Here is an 18,015-nt window from a genome sequence, read left to right on the forward strand (position 1 = left end):
TCCTTTTTTATTGTTCGCATTAAAAAAACGCGCTGAATGCGCGTTTTTTTGTATTAAGTTTTGCTAATTACTTGCTAGCGTTTTTGGCCAACCTTTTAGCATCTACCATATCTAACGTGATTAAGGCGGTTTCATCCAAGAACGGGTCCGGTTGATCTTCCGCTTTCACATCTTCTACATCATCAAGCGATTCAACAGGTTTTAAGTTGTTGCGAACGCGGCGCTCGTTTTCACGTTTCAGCGCGCGAGCATCATCATCTTCACGAGACGCGATACGCTCTGACTCAACCAAAGAAATTGTTTTGTCTTCTTGATGCTTTTTAAACTCTTCAATGTCTTCAAGAATATAACCAAATTCAACATCGCCAACGATACGAGAGCTGTGTTTTTGAGTTAGGCTATCAATCAAACTGGTTTGAATATTACCAAGCACACCGTATTGCGCTGCTGGCACCTTATCCCAAGGTAGTGCATTTTTCTCTTCAGACTCGCCGTATTCGCCAGGCTCTAACGCACTCGGGAAGGCTATATCAGGAGTAACGCCTTTTAATTGCGTGCTACCGCCATTGATACGGTAAAACTTAGCAATGGTGTACTGGACATGGCCGACAGGCTTTTCGTACATATCGTAAATTCGGCCCAGGCTCTTATGCTGCTGCACCGTACCTTTACCAAAGGTCGACTCACCCACAATTAACGCGCGGTCGTAATCTTGCAGCGCGGCTGCGAAAATTTCAGACGCTGACGCACTGTAACGGTCAACCATCACAGTTAATGGACCTGAATAAGCGCTCTTACCGTCATTATCACGATTTTGCGTTACGCGGCCATTAGCATCACGGATCTGCACCACAGGGCCTGCATCAATAAACAAACCGGTTAGCAATGTAGCTTCAGTAAGCGCACCACCACCGTTACCACGTAGGTCGATGATAATGCCTTCAACATTCTCTTGCTCAAGCTTGGCTAACTCTTTGCGTACATCTTCAGACAGGTTCATGTAGAAACCTGGAATTTGCACCACACCCACTTTACGGTCAGCGTATGGGCCAGTTTCTGGCGTGACAACTTTTGACGTTGCAGCTCTGTCTTCAAGGCGGATTTTGTCGCGAACTATGGTCACCTCAAAGGTCTTGGCGTTAGCGCCGCCTTTTTTCGGTAAAATCTCTAAAATGACTTCGCTGCCTTTAGGACCTTTAATCAGGTCAACTACGTCATCTAAACGCCAGCCAATCACGTCGACAATATCTTTGCCTTTTTGACCAACACCGACAATCTTATCTTCAACAGATAACTTTTCACTGCTAGCCGCTGGGCCGCCGGCAACCAAACTTTTAATCACAGTGTAATCATCTGTCATTTGCAGCACAGCGCCGATACCTTCAAGGCTCAAGTTCATTTCCATTTGGAAACGCTCTGCATTACGCGGTGACAGGTAGCTAGTGTGTGGCTCAACTGTGCGAGCGAATGCATTCATTACGCTTTGAAATACATCTTCGCTGTGAGTTTGGCTCAAACGTTTAATCGCATTGTTATAACGTTTGCCGAGCACTTCTTGGATTTCTTTCCACTCTTTACCGGCAAGCTTAAGGTTTAGTGCGTCATACTTTACGCGTTGACGCCAAAGCTCATCTAACTCGGCTTCATTTTTAGGCCAGCTTGCGTCTTTACGGTCGTACTCGTACTTATCACCCGCTTTGGCGAAGTCAAACTCGTTTTCAAGTAACGACAGCGCATAGGCAAAACGTTCATAACGGCGTTTTTGAACCACTGCATACATTTTATACGCAGGGCCCATATCGCCTAGCTTCACCATGTCATCAAATTGGTTCTGATACTGGTTAAAACTATCAACGTCGGCTTGAGTAAGGATGTTTTTGCGGAAATCTAACTGCTCAAGAAAGCGCGTATAGATTTGCTGGGAAAATGCATCATCCAATTGGAAGCGATGATAATGGGCACGAGTAAAACGATTAGTGACACGTTTACTCGCGACCTTGTGTTGCGGCTCTTGCGCTAACTCAGGTAACTCGCTGATTTGAATAGTTGGTGAAATTGCCCACGCCGAGAATCCGACAAATAAACTGGCAATTGACGCAGCCAAGGTTAGTTTTCGCATCAACAAGTTACTCCTTATTTATACCAAGATGTGTTCAACTTTTACTTTTACAGATAATCCTGAATCTAATTGAACTTGAACATCATCTTTTTTGATGTCAGTGATCACACCAGCTACTGGTGCAGCACCTAATTTTACGTTTACGCGTTGATCTTGTTTTAGATCAGACATGTTGGCCTGAGTTAAGTTCAAATCAACTGACGGTGTTTTAGCCGGACGATCTTTTTTGCTCGGTACACGCTTATTTACTGCACGCTTACTATCTTTGCGTGGTGCGCGTTTAGCGGCATCTTTCTTAGGCGCTTGAGCTTGACGCTTAGCTTTGGCCTTTTCTTGGCTTTCCTTTAATGTAGTTTGAGCGTGTTCAATATGCTCTTGCTCAAGCTCACCACATTCGTTGCCATCAAGATCAACACGTTGAACACCCGCTTTGATCCCTTTTAAATAACGCCAGCTGCTGGTATAGCGTCTTAGCGCTACACGTAACTGAGTTTTACTTACTTTAGAATCATCAGCTAACCGTTCAGCTAAATCTTGAAATAAACCAATTTTTAGAGGTTTAGTTTCACCTTCTTTAATAAAACATAAAGGAAAGGTTTCGTATAAATACGCTAAAATAGCGTTAGTGTCGGTCAACTTTTCTGTTGATTCCATCATTACTTCCACGTTAATAAAAGGGACTCTTAAGGTAGTGGTTACCACGAGTCGTTCATCTTTTGTTAAGCGCTTAATGGTCGCGACAGCATGTTTACCATCGCATTGTTTACCTAGCTCTTAACCTACAAATTAGCACTATAATATATTTTGCAAAAGGAAATGAAACAATCCTTAACAAAATACTCGCCGCCAGTTGCGCACAAACACAAGGCTGCAAGTAGCGGCTTATTATAAAGCTCATGACGACGATTGCGACCTAGAATTACGTAATATTGGTCGCAAACTAACCAAATAAGACTTTTTCGAAGCTAGAAACGAGCATTTCTAAGCCTTGTTGATCTTGCTCATCAAAACGATCAAAGCTTGGGCTGTCGATATCAAGTACCCCAATCAGCTGACCGTCATTGCAAAACGGCACCACAATTTCTGAGTTACTGGCTGCATCACACGCAATGTGTCCGGCAAATTGATGCACATCTGCAACACGTTGGGTTTGCTTTTGCTGCGCGGCAGTACCACACACACCTTTACCTAAGGCAATACGTGTGCAGGCAAGTTTGCCTTGAAATGGGCCAAGCACCAGTTGTTCATTTTTAAGCAGGTAAAAACCAACCCAATTAATGTCTTCTAAGTTGTCATTTAACAGCGCAGAGAAATTGGCCATGGCACAAACTAAGTCATCTTCACCTTCAAATAATGCAGTTACTTGACGGTTTAGTACATCATAAAACTCTTGCTTCATCGTGTTGCCTTTATCTAGACGTAAAATCAGTAATTATTCAGACTCTTGCTTAGCTTTTGCTTTTTTCGCAGGAGCGGGTTTAGGTTTTACCACACCTTTTAACAAATTGCCGAGTTCATCTTTATTTTGTGCAAGATAAAATGCCAGTTGCTCACAAGCTGTTTCATCTAAACTTAACTCTGATTTTTCTAGAAACGGAATCAGGTTATCCGCAATATCGAGCATTTTGTCATAGGCATCGGCTTCTTTTTTGGTTGTGAAGGTCATCTTCTCTTCCCCTTCTCTGACTACGACGAATTTGGTGATAACAGCCATGATTCCTCCGCTACTGTTTTTATATACAGTAAACAAGGTTCTCATACATTGAAGTTATGATGCAAGTATTCTGATTAATCTGATATTATTTAATTTTTATGCAATGTGATCTTGAGCAATTTATTTGTTTGCTCAATCTTTGATGGTTCACACGATATAGGGATTTCACGGTCAATATGGCTCATACGGATCAGCATCAGTGTCATGTACTTTGCCGCTCGTGCGATTTGGTGGTACAAAAGCGCGCACTACCCTCGCCAGTTAGAGCACTGTGCCCGCGTTGTGGTACGGCGCTTTACGATACACCTTACTGCTCAATTAACGGTATGCTGGCTTTGTGTATTGCTGCGTTAATTATGTTTTTCCCCGCCAACTTGCTACCAGTGCTCGAAATCCACTTCCTTGGCAGCATACGTAACACCACAGCATTTCAAGCTGCAATCGCTGTGGGCGACCAAGGTTATTGGGTTGTTGGAGTCGCGGTCGCGATATCAGCGGTAATCGCGCCCTTGTTACTACTTAGCTCAATACTCGCGCAAGTATGTATTGCAAAATTTGCCCTGCATTTAGAACTTGGTAAGAAAACTCTGCGGATGCTACTTAAACAGCAAGGGCTGTTATCACAGTTAACCATGCTTGAAATATACGTGTTGAGTTTTTTAGTTTCGGCTTTCCAGCTGTCTGATTTTGCCGACGTGCACATGGGCATGGGCACGTTTTGTTTTACCATGTTGTTTTTATTGCTGTTGTTTTTACAACGAGAGTACAACCTTGAACATATGTGGGGCTTGTTAGATGACAACTAGCTCTTCCCTAGACAATCAAACACAGATTCAAGGTATGAATAAGGGCTTATGCCTTTGTAAAGTCTGCCGCAAGATAAACCTAACAAGTAACGGCTCTTGTACCCGCTGTCATGCCCCGTTAGCAACTCGAAATTATGCGAGTATCGGCCAAAGCTGGGCTTTACTAATCACAGCGGTTATCTTGTTGGTGCTTGCCAACATTTATCCAATTACATTGATTACTAATCGCGGCGTCGTTACTAATGACACCATTTTCAGTGGCACCGTACACCTGGTAAAAACTGGCATGATCCCGATTGCCATCATTGTATTTACCGCCAGTGTGTTGGTGCCATGGCTAAAAATCATTGGACTTGCGATTTATTTAACAGCGATTAGCTTTAACTTACCAGTTTCTAAGAAGAAATTAATGGTAGGCTTTCATATAATTGAATGGATTGGCCGCTGGTCGATGTTAGATTTGTTTGTTATTTCTATTACCGTAGCTTTGGTTAATATGGGGCAGCTTCTCGATGCAAAACCCGCCCCAGCAGCTACCGCATTTGCACTAGTTATATTGCTGACACAATTAGCAGCGAAAGTACTTGATACTCGCTTACTATGGGATCGTTTGGAACCTCAAAATGACGCAAAGTGAATCACCTAAGATCGTTAAAAAGAAATTATTCTCTCCAGTATGGCTGTTACCTATTGTTGCGCTTGTACTGGCTGCCTGGCTTGGATACAAAAGTGTAAAAGAAGCCGGCGTTGAAATTCAGATTCACTTCCCAAATGCCGCTGGTATCGAAATTGGTAAAACCCTAGTCAAATACCAAGGTCTCACCGTAGGTAAAGTGACTGACATTAGTCTCGATGATGACTTGGTCGGGGTAAATGTGCGTGTATTAATGGACTACCGTTCAGAGCCATTTTTAAACGAAAGCAGTCAATTTTGGCTGGTTAAACCAAAGGCAAGTATCACTGGCGTTGAAGGACTAGATACCTTGTTCTCGGGCAATTATATCGCGGTGCAGCCAGGTGAAGGTAAAGCCACTACAGACTTTGTTGCCAAGCAATCTGCACCAGCTATTCTTCCTGGTTCTCGGGGAATGGTGATTTCGTTAAAGGCGGATAAGCTTGGCTCACTTGACGTTGGCTCACCACTTTTCTTCAGACAAATTCCTGTCGGTAATGTCGTTAGCTTTCATCTTCAAGACGATAAAACCATCATCATTAATAGCTTTATTGAAGATCAATACGCTCACCTAGTTAAACAAGACTCACGCTTTTGGAATGTTTCAGGGTTAAAAGTCGACGCGTCTTTGTCAGGCATTAGCGTTAACACCGAAAGTATTGCATCTATTCTTGCCGGCGGCATTAGCTTTAGCTCAGGCGACGGTGAACAAGCCACTTATGGCGATCAATACCAATTATACGACTCACAAGAACTCGCCATTGGCGGTATTGAATTAAAATTCAAAATCGACACTGGCGATGATGTAAGTAAAGGTACGCAAATTGTTTACCGCGGACTAACGGTCGGTGAAGTCACGCAAGTGACCCTTGACGGTGACAAGGTTGCTGTGGATGCCAAACTTGAGCAAGAGTACCAAGGGCTGCTAACCGCAGACAGTCAGTTCTGGCTAGCTGGCGCGCACATCTCCCTTGATGAAGTCAAACATCTTTCACGTCTTGTTACAGGCCATGTCATCAATATTTTACCTGGTAACAGCAAAGAATCGTTACCGGCTTACTTTGAACTACAAGCTGAGCAACCTGACTTATTACTAGCAGACAAACTACCACTCACATTAAGTGCTGACATTCACACAGGTGTCAGTGTAGGCGCGCAAATTCGCTATAAACAGTTGCCTATCGGTGAAGTACTAGATATAGCATTGAGTGACGATTTCAATAAAGTTAGCTATCAAATTGAGATTTACCCTGAATATAAAAAGCTACTTACCCAGGGAAGTTACTTCGTTCATGAAGCGGCTTTAGACATAAAGGCATCGCTTGATGAGGTAAGTGTCAAAACCCGCGATATTAATACGTTTATGAAGGGTGCAATTAGTTTAATACCGAGCTTTAAAGGTGAGAGTGTACAAGCGAATGCGCAAATGAAGCTGTACGAGTCAGGTGATGTCGCACAAGATGAATTTAGACTGGCAAAAATGCACAAGCTCAGTTTAAGCGCCAACAACGGTGCTGACTTGTCAGTGGATTCTCCTATCTACTACAAGAAAATGGTGATCGGCCATATCAACCGTATTGACTGGATAGCCGAGCAAGATAGCTTCGAGTTTGAGTTGGCTATTGAGCCCAAATATAAAAAGTTGATAAATGAACGTACCGTTTTTTGGCGTAACAACGCCCTTAGCGTAAATGCGTCACTTGCGGGCGTAGAAGTCGACGTAGCGCCTTTGGCCGGCGCAATTAAAGGTAGCATTTCTCTCGGCATGATAGATGAAGGCATAGAGGTTCAACCAAGCGCTAAGGGGTTGCTTTATGAAGATAAACAGCTTGCCATGCGTCAAGCACAACTGGTCACCCTTACTGTGCCGGCTAGTGTCAAACTCAATGACAACGCAGCTATTCGTTATCAAGGGCACCAAATTGGCTTTGTGAAACAAGTCAAGCTACAAAGTGACTTAGCATTCATTCAGGCAAACGCTTATTTATATGGTGAATACGCTGATCACTTCAGTAAGTCCGACAGTGAATACTATATTGTTGATGCCAGTATTTCGCTTGCTGGCATAGAAGCTCCTGATACCTTAATTACCGGCCCTTATCTTGGAGTACTACCAGGTAGCGCCGATACCAAAGCCCGTAGTTTTAAGGTTAACCTTGAATCCAAGTTTGATTCCCATCGCCCATCTGGCTCGGTTGATTTCGTCCTAAAAGATGAACAACTCGGCTCAATTAAGCAAGGCACACCTGTGTTTTACCGCGGCATTGCCATTGGTCAAATCGACGGTTACCAACTAAGTAGCAGTGGAAGTCATGTGGAAATTTTTGGTCACATTGAAAAAGAATACACTTTCTTGATAAACCAAAGTAGTAAGTTCTGGGATGCATCTGGGATCAAGCTAGAAGTAGGCTTATTCTCTGGCGCGCAAATCGAAACAGGGTCATTAGAAACCTTGCTAGCGGGTGGCATTTCAGTAGTGACTGAAGAGGTCACAACCGATAGTAACCAGCTCACTTCAGGCTCGCACTTTATCCTGCACCATAAAATGAACAAAGAATGGCAAGATTGGTCTCCTGAGCAGCAGCGTTAACTCTTATCTTTTAATAACGAAAGCCAGCAGTCACGCTGGCTTTTTTACTTTCAAACATATGCGCTTTATCCGCCTAACTTTACTAGGATTAACTTGGCTTACATAAAACCATCAAACACAAATTTACCCTAGCCATAAAACCAATAGCAAACAGATATCGCAGCGACAATCCCAGCAAAATCTGCGGCAAGTCCACAGCCCAAAGCATGTCGACCATGTTTGATCCCAACTGAGCCAAAATACACAGCTAATACATAGAAGGTGGTTTCAGTGCTACCCTGCAATACTGCGCTTAGTCTACCTGCGAAAGAGTCAACGCCATGATGCTGCATGGTTTCCAGCATCATAGCCCGCGCACCCGAGCCGCTAAATGGCTTCATCAAGGCTGTTGGCATCGCATCAATAAACCGAGTGTCGGCGCCAAATGCACTGACTATTGCGGCTACCAGACTGAGTAAATAGTCTAGTGCTCCTGAACTCCTAAGCAGGCCAATCGCGAGCAACATGGCAAGTAGGTATGGAATAAGCTTAATTGATTGCTCAAACCCTTGTTTAGCACCACTGATAAACTCGTCATACACGGCAACACGCCTAACGCCAGCTACCAGAACAAAACTCAAGATAAGTAATAGCAAAATACCATTACCTAATGCTGTAGAAACCGCACCAATCGCTTCACTTGTTAAACCAACGAGGCTCCAAACTAACGCGCAAAGCAGGGAAACTATCACCATGCCATAGCCAAGTACCACGGTGTTAAGTAAAGATATCCTCTGCACTAAGGCGACAATGATTAAGCCCACCAGCGTTGAGCATGTTGTTGCTAATAAAATCGGTAAAAAAATATCTGCTGGCGCCGTCGCTCCCTGCTGTGCTCGGTATAGAAAAACGGTGACCGGCACTAAGGTGACTGAGGATGTGTTGAGCACCAAAAACAATATTTGGGCGTTGGTGGCAACGGACTTGTTTGGGTTAAGCGATTGCAAATCGTTCATTGCTTTCAAGCCCAGTGGTGTAGCTGCGTTATCTAGCCCTAAAATATTCGCAGTGAGGTTCATCGTCACACTGCCATATGCTCTGTGCCCTCTTGGCACCTCTGGCATTAATTTGGCGAGCAAGGGCTCAAAGGCTTTGGCAAATACACCAACAACGCCAGCTTTCTCACCAACTTGCATTAGCCCCATCCACAGTGCAAGTACGCCTATTAAGCCAAGCGAGATTTCCGCAGCCAGCTTAGCACTGGCGAAAATGCCAGCGACACTTTCATGCAGAACCTGAGTATTGCCCGAAAAAAGCTGAGCGGTTATCGCTAGTGCAGCGACGATAAAAAACGTAAACCAAACTCGATTTAACACACAAGCTCCAATTATTTATCAGCATTGATGCGATAGTTGATTTTCAAGTCAATTCAACCAAACTAGATCACGCTTTCGCATACAAGTGAAGCCAGTTAAGGTATGATCGCTGCAAACTTAGCAAGACCGCAAAACTCAATGGCAAATATCAACCCTAACTTTATCAAACATATCGAGCAAGAGCTGCCTGAACACCTCAATATTGATGATTTAATTGAATATTGTCAGCGCCCACTGCGTAAATCAATCCGAGTGAATACCTTAAAAATTTCGGTAGACGAGTTTAAGCAGTTAATGCATCCCCATAGTTGGCAATTTGAGCCTATTCCTTGGTGCGACTCTGGCTTTTGGATAACCGTTAAAGATGACGCAAACCTGGGTAATCTTGTCGAGCACTTACAAGGCCTATTTTATATTCAAGAAGCCAGCTCTATGTTGCCGCCAACCGCATTATTCTCAGCATGTGATAACGATGATTTTAGTAATCACTATGTGCTCGATGTTGCTTCAGCGCCAGGCTCCAAGTCAACTCAGCTTGCCGCTCTGATGAACAATCAAGGGCTACTGGTTGCCAATGAGTACTCGTCTAGCCGAGTAAAAGTGCTGCACGCTAATGTTCAGCGTATGGGCGTAAGTAACTGCGCCCTCACCCACTTTGACGGTCGTGTGTTTGGCGAATACATGTATGAGCAATTTGACGCTATCTTACTCGATGCGCCTTGTGGCGGTGAAGGTACGGTGCGTAAAGATGCTAATGCACTAAAAAGTTGGGACATTAGTGATGTCGAAGCAATTGGTGATACCCAGCAAGATCTCATCGAATCTGCATTTTTAGCCTTAAAACCCGGTGGCAGTTTAGTTTACTCAACCTGTACATTAAGCCGCGCTGAAAACCAAGCTGTATGTCATCACCTCAAGCAAGTATTTGGTAAAGCAGTAGAGTTTGAAAGTTTGGCTAACTTGTTTGAAGATGCCGACAAGGCCACAACTGAAGAAGGCTTTCTACATGTTTGGCCGCAAATTTATGATAGCGAAGGCTTTTTTGTTGCCAAAATCAACAAGCTAGCTTCAGTTGAACGAGTTAACAAGCAACCAAAACCGCAACGTAAATTCCCGTTTAGCGATATCAGCAGAAAGCAATTTTCACAGCTGCAAGTCTACTTAGATAACATTGGACTATCGATACCTGAGCACTTTAACGCCAAAGTCCGTGACGAAGAAATTTGGTTATTCCCGCAAGCATTCGATGAGTTTGTCGGTAAGATGCGCTTTCAGCGGATTGGCTTCAAGCTGGCCGATATTTTGAAAAAGGGCTTCAAAATCCGTCACGAGGCAGTGATCGCTTTGACCACATTAGAGGCAAACAATCAAATTGATACTCAACACAGATTTGAGCTCACCCCAGAGCAAGCAAAACTATTTTTAATGGGGCGCGATATTCAAGTTAGCGAACTAGACGACGCTCAACAAACTAAGCTTGGTAGCTACAGTAATGGTGAGTTAATCGTCACCTTGCACCAGGTTTCTTTAGGTGTAATGAAGTTTCTCGGTCACAGGTTAAAAAATGGCTTACCAAGAGATTTAGTCCACGACAGGGTTTATCACTATTGATCAAACGAAAGCAGCCAGTTAAATAAGAAACGCTAATTCAATAGGTTATAAATAGATACATTTTTATCAACAAAAAACTGTGCAAAACTTGTGTAGAATTTGTGCAAAACCAAAATCACTGTCTATAATTTATTCATCTTGAATTGAAGATAGCGCACGGCTCTGAGAAGAGCCATTCCCCTAGGCCCAAAACAATTGGATAGTTTTGGGTCTTTTTTTGTCTGAAATTTGTAGCCTGTCACCAAAAAAATAAAGCCTTAACATAATTCAATGTTAAGGCTTACTGTAGCAACGCAGTTATTTAGAAACTGGCGCTGTTAACTTAAGAAGAAATTCAAACTCAAACTAAATAAGGCTTTTAGCCTGAGTGAACAAGTTGAAGAAGTTCTCTGTGGTGTAATTGGCAAGATCTTCAAACTTTTCACCACGCAGCTCAGCAACAAACTCAGCAACATCACGCACATAAGCTGGCTGATTCTCTTTACCTCGGTGTGGCACTGGCGCGAGATACGGCGCGTCAGTCTCGACTAGCAGTTTATCTTGAGGGACTTTTCGGATCACTGAGCGTAGTTCACCAGCATTTTTAAACGTGACAATGCCTGAAACTGAAATATAGAAACCTAAGTCGATAGCTGCTTTCGCCATTTCCCAGTTCTCGGTAAAGCAGTGCAATACCCCACCTACTTTGTCAGCATTACCATTCTTCAACATAGCAATGGTATCTTCACGGGCATCACGAGTATGGACAATCAGCGGTTTATCGATATCTACGGCCAACGCAATTTGCTGCTCGAAGCAGCTTTGCTGCAAGGCTTTAGTTTCGTTAGCATAGTAATAATCTAGCCCAGTTTCACCAATTGCAACCACGCGCTTTTCGCCAGCAAATTGGCGAATTTGCTCCACGTTTAAGCCGTCTTGTACGTCTAGTGGATGCACACCTGAAGATAAAAACACATTTTCAAATTCTGCCACTTTATCGCGCATGGCTTCAAAGCCTTGCTGACGCACGTTAACACAAAGAAAGTAATCAACGCCGCGTGCTTTCGCGCCATCAATAATGGCTTTTAAACTCGGTTGATCTGGCGCAGATTTAAGGCGGTCAAGGTGACAGTGTGAATCAATTAACATGTTTCGCAGGTTCTATGGTGAATAAAGCGCAGAGGATACCGACCTACATAGTGCAGGTCAAATCTCCTGAAGAAAGCTCATGGGACAACAGCTTTTCAATATGATGCTTATGGCTTTCCGCCTCTGTGTTGATTTTCAAACCGATACCGGCAGGACGACCGCCTGATGCACCAAGTGGATTAATCCAAACGACTGTACCTTGGAACTCATTTGATTGCGAAGCACCCGGTAAACGATAAGAAATAGTCAGTTCTTGACCCAAAAAGTGGCTTTCTGTTGTTGCAACAAACAGCCCAGCGGGCTTAATAAACGGCATATAAGCACGGTAAAGCTGATGTAATGTATCGTAGTTAACAACTAAATCGACCATAATAAATTCACATATTCCAATAACATAGTTGTTGCTAAGACAAAATTAGTTGCCTAAAAGAAATGATGTATTGCTGACATAAAGCCGTCGTATTGACGTTTGGCATACTCGACAAGCGCTGACACATCTGCATCACCTCACCTGCAAGTGAAATAATTTTAGCCTGAATAAAAGGTGATGTCTTGGTATTTTTTAACACATATTGGCGTAAGTACAAATAAAAAACATTAAGAGCATCAATTATTTGCTCCTCACTTACCTTGCTAAGTTGTCCACTCACATAACCTTGTTTAGCGGCGAGTGCCCAATCCTGTCGGTAGGCAAGTAATTGTTGATAGCGTCCGTTAGCTAAACTGTCAACCAAAGCAATTGGACCACCGAGAATGCCAATACACCAGGTAACATCTTGAGGTTTATCGTTTTTATCCAACGGTAGCTGAATATTCAATGCCCCTAACCAGGACAACAGCTCTGCTTTATTGGGGCGGGTAAACTCTAGTGCCTGACAACGACTCTTAATGGTCGCTAGCAGCTGAGAGCCGTGATTCACCTGTAAGATAATCAAGGTATCTTCGCCTGGCTCTTCTAGTGTTTTCAACAGTGCATTTGCCGCTGCAAGGTTAAGCCTTTCAGCCTGATGAATAACGGCAACACGTCGCCCACCCTGCTGAGCCGTTTGGCTGAGGCTGCTACAAAGCTGGCGAATTTGATCGACTTTAATCTGATGCCCATCTGGCGCCACAAGATGTAGATCGGGGTGAGAGCCAGCAGCAATCAATTGACAGCTCTTACAATGACCACAAGCGCCTTGTTCACTTGGGTTATAGCAAAGTACAGCTTGCGCCATCACACTGGCCTGCAATTCACCGCCATAAGCCTTATCGACATTAAGCATGTATGCATGACTGTAGTGCTCATCAACAACTTGTCGATAAAACTGCTGCGTCATTGCACTAAGCCATGGCAGCTCACCATGGTTCAGCACAATAGAATTTAGCGCAGTATCTGGGCTGCTCGATTTAAAAGGCAATGGTCTTCCTTCCCAAACGTCTAGTTTAAATTTGCTAAATGTTGATTAAGCTGGCTACGTATATCTTGATGCACCTTTTCCATCGGCTGTGAGGCATCAATGACCACAATTGATTCATCTTGATCTGCAAATGATAAGAAGGTTTCACGTGCCTTATCAAAAAAGGCAATCTTTTGCGTCTCGATGCGATCGAGCTCACCACGCTGTGCTGCACGAGCAAGCCCTAGTCTAGGGTCAATATCAAGGTATAAGGTTAAATCAGGTTTGAAGCCTTGCAAGCTAATATCACTGATAGACTGCACTAGATTCATTAGCCCTCTACCACCACCTTGATACGCAAGTGAAGATAAATTATGGCGGTCCCCTAACACCCATTGACCTTTGTTAAGTGCAGGCTTGATGACGTTAGCGATAAGCTGGGTACGTGCAGCATAGAATAATAAACACTCTGCTTCATCGCATAGTGGATCCGATTCATCAGCAATTTTCACTAAATCGCGCATTTTCTCAGCAAGTGGAGTACCACCAGGCTCGCGAGTACATACTGGCTCTTGCTCAGTAAACTCGGTGATAACCTGCTTAACTAACTCGATTGCAGATGACTTGCCCGCGCCTTCTAGGCCTTCAATGACGATAAACTTACCTAAACTCATTATTGGTTTCTCTGAAATTTGTTAACAGCATTGTTGTGATCGCGAAGATTGGTTGAAAACACATGGGTGCCATCATTACGCGATACAAAATACAAATAGTCGACGTCAGCAGGCATGGCTGCTGCGATTAACGATGCGCGACTTGGCGCAGCAATTGGAGTTGGTGGTAAACCATTAATTCTATATGTATTAAATGGCGTATACTCGCGCAAGTCCTTACGAGTAATATTACCGTTGAAGCGGTCGCCCATGCCATAAATCACTGTTGGGTCCGTTTGCAAACGCATGCCCTTTTTCAGACGATTATTAAACACCGCTGATACCCAATCACGCTCAGTCGATTGTGCAGTTTCTTTTTCGATAATCGACGCCATGATCAACAGTTCATAAGGTGTTTTTAACTTTAACTGCGGATCACGTTGTTGCCAGGCATTGTCAATCTCCGTCTGCATACGCAAATAACTACGCTCAAGCACACTTTGTGCGCTGTCGCCGGCATGAAATTGATAAGTGTCAGGATAAAATTTGCCCTCTGGAAGCCCAGACGTATCACCGTGTTTTGCTAATACCTTATTGAACACATCTTCATCGACGGTCAGTCTTGATTGTTCATTGAGCAATGCTTGCCATTCTTTAATGGTTTTTCCTTCAATCAAGGTGACTGAAAACACCATTTGCTCGCCAGATTTAATGCGGTTTAATACGTCCGCTAGGGTGTCACCCGGTTCTAGCGCAAATAATCCCGTTTTGATTTGCGCCCAATCTGGCTCAAGTTTAAGCAGGTATTTCATTTTCCAGGCATCGGTGATTAAGCCATCATTTTGTAGCCGATGAACTAATCCGATAGCTGTATTGCCGCGAGTGATCTCTATCTCGATTGGCGCATCAAGGGAAAGCTGTTGCTGTGGAAATGCACTTAACTGTTGGGTAAACCAATAAGCAGCAACAATCGCCACACTAGCCAAAGTAAAGGTACTGGCTAAAATCCATTTAATTATTTTTGTCATAACCTGTAATTATAATTGTCATCAATCATTGTCGCTTTTTAAGCGCTGAGTTTTTAGCACTGAGATTTTAGCAAGTCGGCAACCTTAGTGGTCTTAAGCTTAAATCGCGCCATTATAACCATTGCCTTTCGCTCAAAGCTATTAATCCTAAAGTGCCTCTAACTGCCACCTCTTGCACGAAGCATTTGTGTTAGCGCTTTTCGTTTGCATAGATTAACTCAGTAAGCTTTTTAGTTTCAGCAAAACGCTCAAAAACCTGGTTACCTATTGCGGTCACGTCAACTACGCCAAATAGACTATTACTCAACATCACATGATCACAGCTTTGCAAGAAAGTAACATCAAACTCAGTACACTCCACACTCAGCCCAAATTGCAGCAAAGCATCAATTACCCGTTCACGGGTAACACCAGCCACACCAGAGTATGCCATTGACGGCGTATAGACCTTATTTGATTTAATCACAAACAGGTTCGCCATTGACGATTCAATCACTTTGCCTTGAGTATCGACAACAAGCCAATCTTGCACATCAGTAGCGAGAGGCTGCGCCTTAATCAACACTTGCTCCAGACGGTTTAAGTGTTTGATACCGGCAAGCAATGGTTGTCTGCCAAGCTCAACTTCAGACAGCGCAAGCTTAATGCCCTCACGCTGCCAAACCGGATAATGCGAAGGCAACGGGTGCACCGAGGTAATTTCGGTAAGCTTTGCATGCTCTGGCGGCATATAACCGCGCCCACCATTGCCGCGAGACAATATTACCTTAATACAATGATTAGGATTACTAGCAGCCAGTTGCTTTAGATGAGCAATAAAAGTCTCAGTTGGCGACCAATTAATACCGAGCCTAACAGCACCTTGATGCAAACGTGCTAAATGGGCATCAAGCAATAAAATAACGCCATTATTTGTTTGCATGGTAGCAAATAAGCCATCGCCATAAGCAAGTCCGCGATCAAACGGGCTTATGGTTCCAGCCTCATCTTGATTGACCCATACGTTAGTGTCTAGGTTTTGCGTCATGACTCACCCTTTAAGTACACAGGTAGAAAATCTCATATAAAAAAGAGCCGTAATAACGGCTCTTCGTAGACTGCATTAGCGAGGGTTAATTAGCAATGCTTTTAACCTCAGCTAATTGCCCATTGGTTATTTGCCCAACAAGTGCTGTAATCGCGCTTTAAGAATATCGATTGCAATGCGGTTTTTGCCGCCACGTGGCACGATAATATCAGCGTATTGCTTTGACGGTTCAATGAACTGCAAGAACATAGGCCTAACCGTTGCTTTGTACTGACTGATTACCGACTCCATGGTGCGCCCTCTTTCCTGTACGTCACGCTGTAGGCGGCGCAAAAAACAAATATCTAAAGGCGTATCCATGAATACACTCGCGTCCATCAGCTCACGCAATTTTGGATCAGTTAACAGCAAAATACCTTCCAAAATAATCACCTTTTTCGGGCTCATACATTGGGTTTGCTCCATACGCGTGTGTTCGGTGTAACTATAAGTCGGGATCTCTACCGGCTTTAGTGCTTTTAACTCGCGAAGGTGGCTCGCCAATAACTCATGATCAAGCGCCTTAGGATGGTCATAGTTAGTCTTAACACGCTCATCCATGGTGAGGTGACTCTGGTCACGGTAGTAAGCATCTTCATTGATCACACCAATTTGATCTGTGCCCAAATCGCGGCATAGCTCGTTAAAAATAGTGTTAGCAATTAGGCTCTTACCAGACGCAGACGCGCCAGCAATTCCAATAATGACACATTGCTGTGAATTCATATAAAACCTTATTCGTCGTCTGTAATACTGATTGCGATGCTAGATTGTACCGTTTGCTGGGCTAGCTGTGCACCTAATTTGCGAGCTATCTCGCGGTAAATGCCCGCAACTTCACTTTCTGGCTGACTCACGACACATGGCGCGCCATCATCCATCGACTCGCGAATATTAATATTTAGCGGCAGTGCGCCCAATAAAGGCACATTGTATCGCTCAGCAATCGCACTACCACCATGGGTTCCGAATGGGTGCTCTTTATGACCACATTCTGGGCATAAGTGGAAGCTCATGTTCTCAACAATACCAAGTACAGGAATACTCACCTTGTTAAACATGGTGATGCCTTTTTTGGCATCAGCAAGTGCAATATCTTGCGGTGTGGTGACTATCACAGCGCCGCTTACAGGGAACTTTTGCGATAAGGTTAGCTGAATGTCACCGGTTCCTGGCGGCATATCGATAACTAAATAGTCTAGTTCAGGCCACTGGGTTTCATTTAACAGTTGTGACAGTGCGCCCGCAGCCATTGGCCCGCGCCAAACCGCAGCTTCTTCATCGGCTAGCATAAAACCAATTGATTGCGCAGCAATGCCGTGAGCCTCGGCCGCTGTCATGATCTTGCCATCTGGAGACTGAGGCTTAAAGTGCGGCACACCCAGCATGATAGGGATAGACGGTCCGTAAATATCAGCGTCAAGAATACCGACATTAGCACCTTCTGCTTTAAGGGCTAATGCTAAGTTAACCGCGGTGGTTGATTTACCTACGCCGCCTTTACCAGAGGCAACAGCAATCACTTGCTTAACATTTTTGACCGGCGCTACTGAGGTAATAGCTGAGTATGTTGCTGGTTGAAAGTCTATCTCACATTCAACTTCATCAATTTCATCCAATACCGCGAGCTTGTTGGTCACAGCCATAACTGTATCGCGGTATTGAGTCATACATGGGTATGGATATACCAAACCTAGCTGCAAGCGCTTATCTTCAATGGCAAGTTTGTTTACCAAACCTGCAGCAATGAAACTCTTATTTAAATATGGGTCTTGGAAATCGTCGAGAATAGCAAGAACTTGGGACAATAATTGATCAGGTAACTGATAATCTGGATGCGGATTAGACAAAACATCAACTCCTCATTGTAATTTCGAGCTAGTGTAGCAGAAC

The 18,015-nt window shown here is 43.8% G+C and carries 17 protein-coding genes; 4 read left to right on the top strand and 13 right to left on the bottom strand.

Features of this window, described 5'->3' with window-relative positions; genetic code table 11:
• Positions 1-67: 67 nt before the first annotated feature.
• The 4 genes from prc to G3R49_RS13155 all read right to left on the bottom strand — a co-directional run bounded on the left by prc (position 68) and on the right by G3R49_RS13155 (position 3,833).
• The gene (gene prc / locus G3R49_RS13140; protein ID WP_167869980.1) at positions 68-2,119 is read right to left on the bottom strand and encodes a carboxy terminal-processing peptidase; all 2,052 of its coding nucleotides are present in this window, start codon (positions 2,117-2,119) and stop codon (positions 68-70) included.
• A gap of 18 nt (positions 2,120-2,137) precedes the next feature.
• Complete coding sequence (gene proQ, locus G3R49_RS13145; RefSeq protein WP_167870083.1) at positions 2,138-2,773, bottom strand: RNA chaperone ProQ; 636 nt, start codon at positions 2,771-2,773, stop codon at positions 2,138-2,140.
• A gap of 286 nt (positions 2,774-3,059) precedes the next feature.
• Complete coding sequence (locus G3R49_RS13150; protein WP_167869981.1) at positions 3,060-3,518, bottom strand: GAF domain-containing protein; 459 nt, start codon at positions 3,516-3,518, stop codon at positions 3,060-3,062.
• Positions 3,519-3,551: 33 nt separating this feature from the next.
• Complete coding sequence (locus G3R49_RS13155; RefSeq protein WP_130602815.1) at positions 3,552-3,833, bottom strand: YebG family protein; 282 nt, start codon at positions 3,831-3,833, stop codon at positions 3,552-3,554.
• Positions 3,834-4,009: 176 nt separating this feature from the next.
• Between G3R49_RS13155 and G3R49_RS13160 the strand changes: the two genes are divergently transcribed.
• Genes G3R49_RS13160 through G3R49_RS13170 form a run of 3 tightly spaced genes read left to right on the top strand, consistent with a single transcriptional unit; the run spans position 4,010 to position 7,902 of the window.
• Complete coding sequence (locus tag G3R49_RS13160; RefSeq protein WP_130602813.1) at positions 4,010-4,639, top strand: paraquat-inducible protein A; 630 nt, start codon at positions 4,010-4,012, stop codon at positions 4,637-4,639.
• Complete coding sequence (locus tag G3R49_RS13165) at positions 4,629-5,276, top strand: paraquat-inducible protein A (RefSeq protein ID WP_130602811.1); 648 nt, start codon at positions 4,629-4,631, stop codon at positions 5,274-5,276. The genes G3R49_RS13160 and G3R49_RS13165 overlap by 11 nt, the downstream gene beginning before the upstream one ends.
• Positions 5,263-7,902 (top strand): PqiB family protein, encoded by a 2,640-nt coding sequence (locus tag G3R49_RS13170; RefSeq protein ID WP_167869982.1) that lies wholly within the window; start codon positions 5,263-5,265, stop codon positions 7,900-7,902. The genes G3R49_RS13165 and G3R49_RS13170 overlap by 14 nt, the downstream gene beginning before the upstream one ends.
• A gap of 128 nt (positions 7,903-8,030) precedes the next feature.
• Here the strand turns inward: G3R49_RS13170 and G3R49_RS13175 are convergent, their stop codons facing one another.
• Entirely contained in the window at positions 8,031-9,257 is a 1,227-nt protein-coding gene (locus tag G3R49_RS13175) for a spore maturation protein (protein WP_167869983.1), read from the bottom strand.
• A 138-nt stretch (positions 9,258-9,395) separates the two neighbouring features.
• Here G3R49_RS13175 and rsmF point away from each other — a divergent pair, with 138 nt between their 5' ends.
• A complete protein-coding gene (rsmF, locus tag G3R49_RS13180; RefSeq protein WP_167870084.1) occupies positions 9,396-10,868 on the top strand; it encodes a 16S rRNA (cytosine(1407)-C(5))-methyltransferase RsmF in 1,473 nt (490 codons plus the stop codon).
• Positions 10,869-11,213: 345 nt separating this feature from the next.
• On the opposite strand, the gene G3R49_RS13185 is transcribed toward rsmF, so the two are convergent.
• From G3R49_RS13185 to apbC, 8 genes are all read right to left on the bottom strand, one after another.
• Positions 11,214-11,996, bottom strand: coding sequence for a TatD family hydrolase (locus G3R49_RS13185; protein ID WP_167869984.1), 783 nt, complete (start codon positions 11,994-11,996; stop codon positions 11,214-11,216).
• 43 nt (positions 11,997-12,039) lie between these two features.
• Positions 12,040-12,366 (bottom strand): PilZ domain-containing protein, encoded by a 327-nt coding sequence (locus G3R49_RS13190; RefSeq protein ID WP_130602801.1) that lies wholly within the window; start codon positions 12,364-12,366, stop codon positions 12,040-12,042.
• Positions 12,367-12,400: 34 nt separating this feature from the next.
• Positions 12,401-13,396 (bottom strand): DNA polymerase III subunit delta', encoded by a 996-nt coding sequence (gene holB / locus G3R49_RS13195; RefSeq protein WP_245335365.1) that lies wholly within the window; start codon positions 13,394-13,396, stop codon positions 12,401-12,403.
• Positions 13,397-13,416: 20 nt separating this feature from the next.
• Positions 13,417-14,049, bottom strand: coding sequence for a dTMP kinase (tmk, locus tag G3R49_RS13200; RefSeq protein ID WP_167869985.1), 633 nt, complete (start codon positions 14,047-14,049; stop codon positions 13,417-13,419).
• Entirely contained in the window at positions 14,049-15,056 is a 1,008-nt protein-coding gene (gene mltG / locus G3R49_RS13205; protein WP_167869986.1) for an endolytic transglycosylase MltG, read from the bottom strand. The genes tmk and mltG overlap by 1 nt, the downstream gene beginning before the upstream one ends.
• Positions 15,057-15,246: 190 nt before the next feature.
• Positions 15,247-16,083, bottom strand: coding sequence for an aminodeoxychorismate lyase (gene pabC / locus G3R49_RS13210; RefSeq protein WP_167869987.1), 837 nt, complete (start codon positions 16,081-16,083; stop codon positions 15,247-15,249).
• Positions 16,084-16,209: 126 nt separating this feature from the next.
• Positions 16,210-16,848, bottom strand: coding sequence for a uridine kinase (gene udk, locus G3R49_RS13215; RefSeq protein WP_130602793.1), 639 nt, complete (start codon positions 16,846-16,848; stop codon positions 16,210-16,212).
• Between the two features lie 8 nt (positions 16,849-16,856).
• Positions 16,857-17,972, bottom strand: a complete 1,116-nt coding sequence (apbC, locus tag G3R49_RS13220) for an iron-sulfur cluster carrier protein ApbC (RefSeq protein WP_130602791.1) — start codon at positions 17,970-17,972, stop codon at positions 16,857-16,859.
• Positions 17,973-18,015 lie beyond the last annotated feature (43 nt).

The sequence above is a fragment of the Shewanella sp. WXL01 genome, assembly GCF_012263345.1.
Taxonomy (GTDB): Bacteria; Pseudomonadota; Gammaproteobacteria; order Enterobacterales; family Shewanellaceae; genus Shewanella; species Shewanella maritima.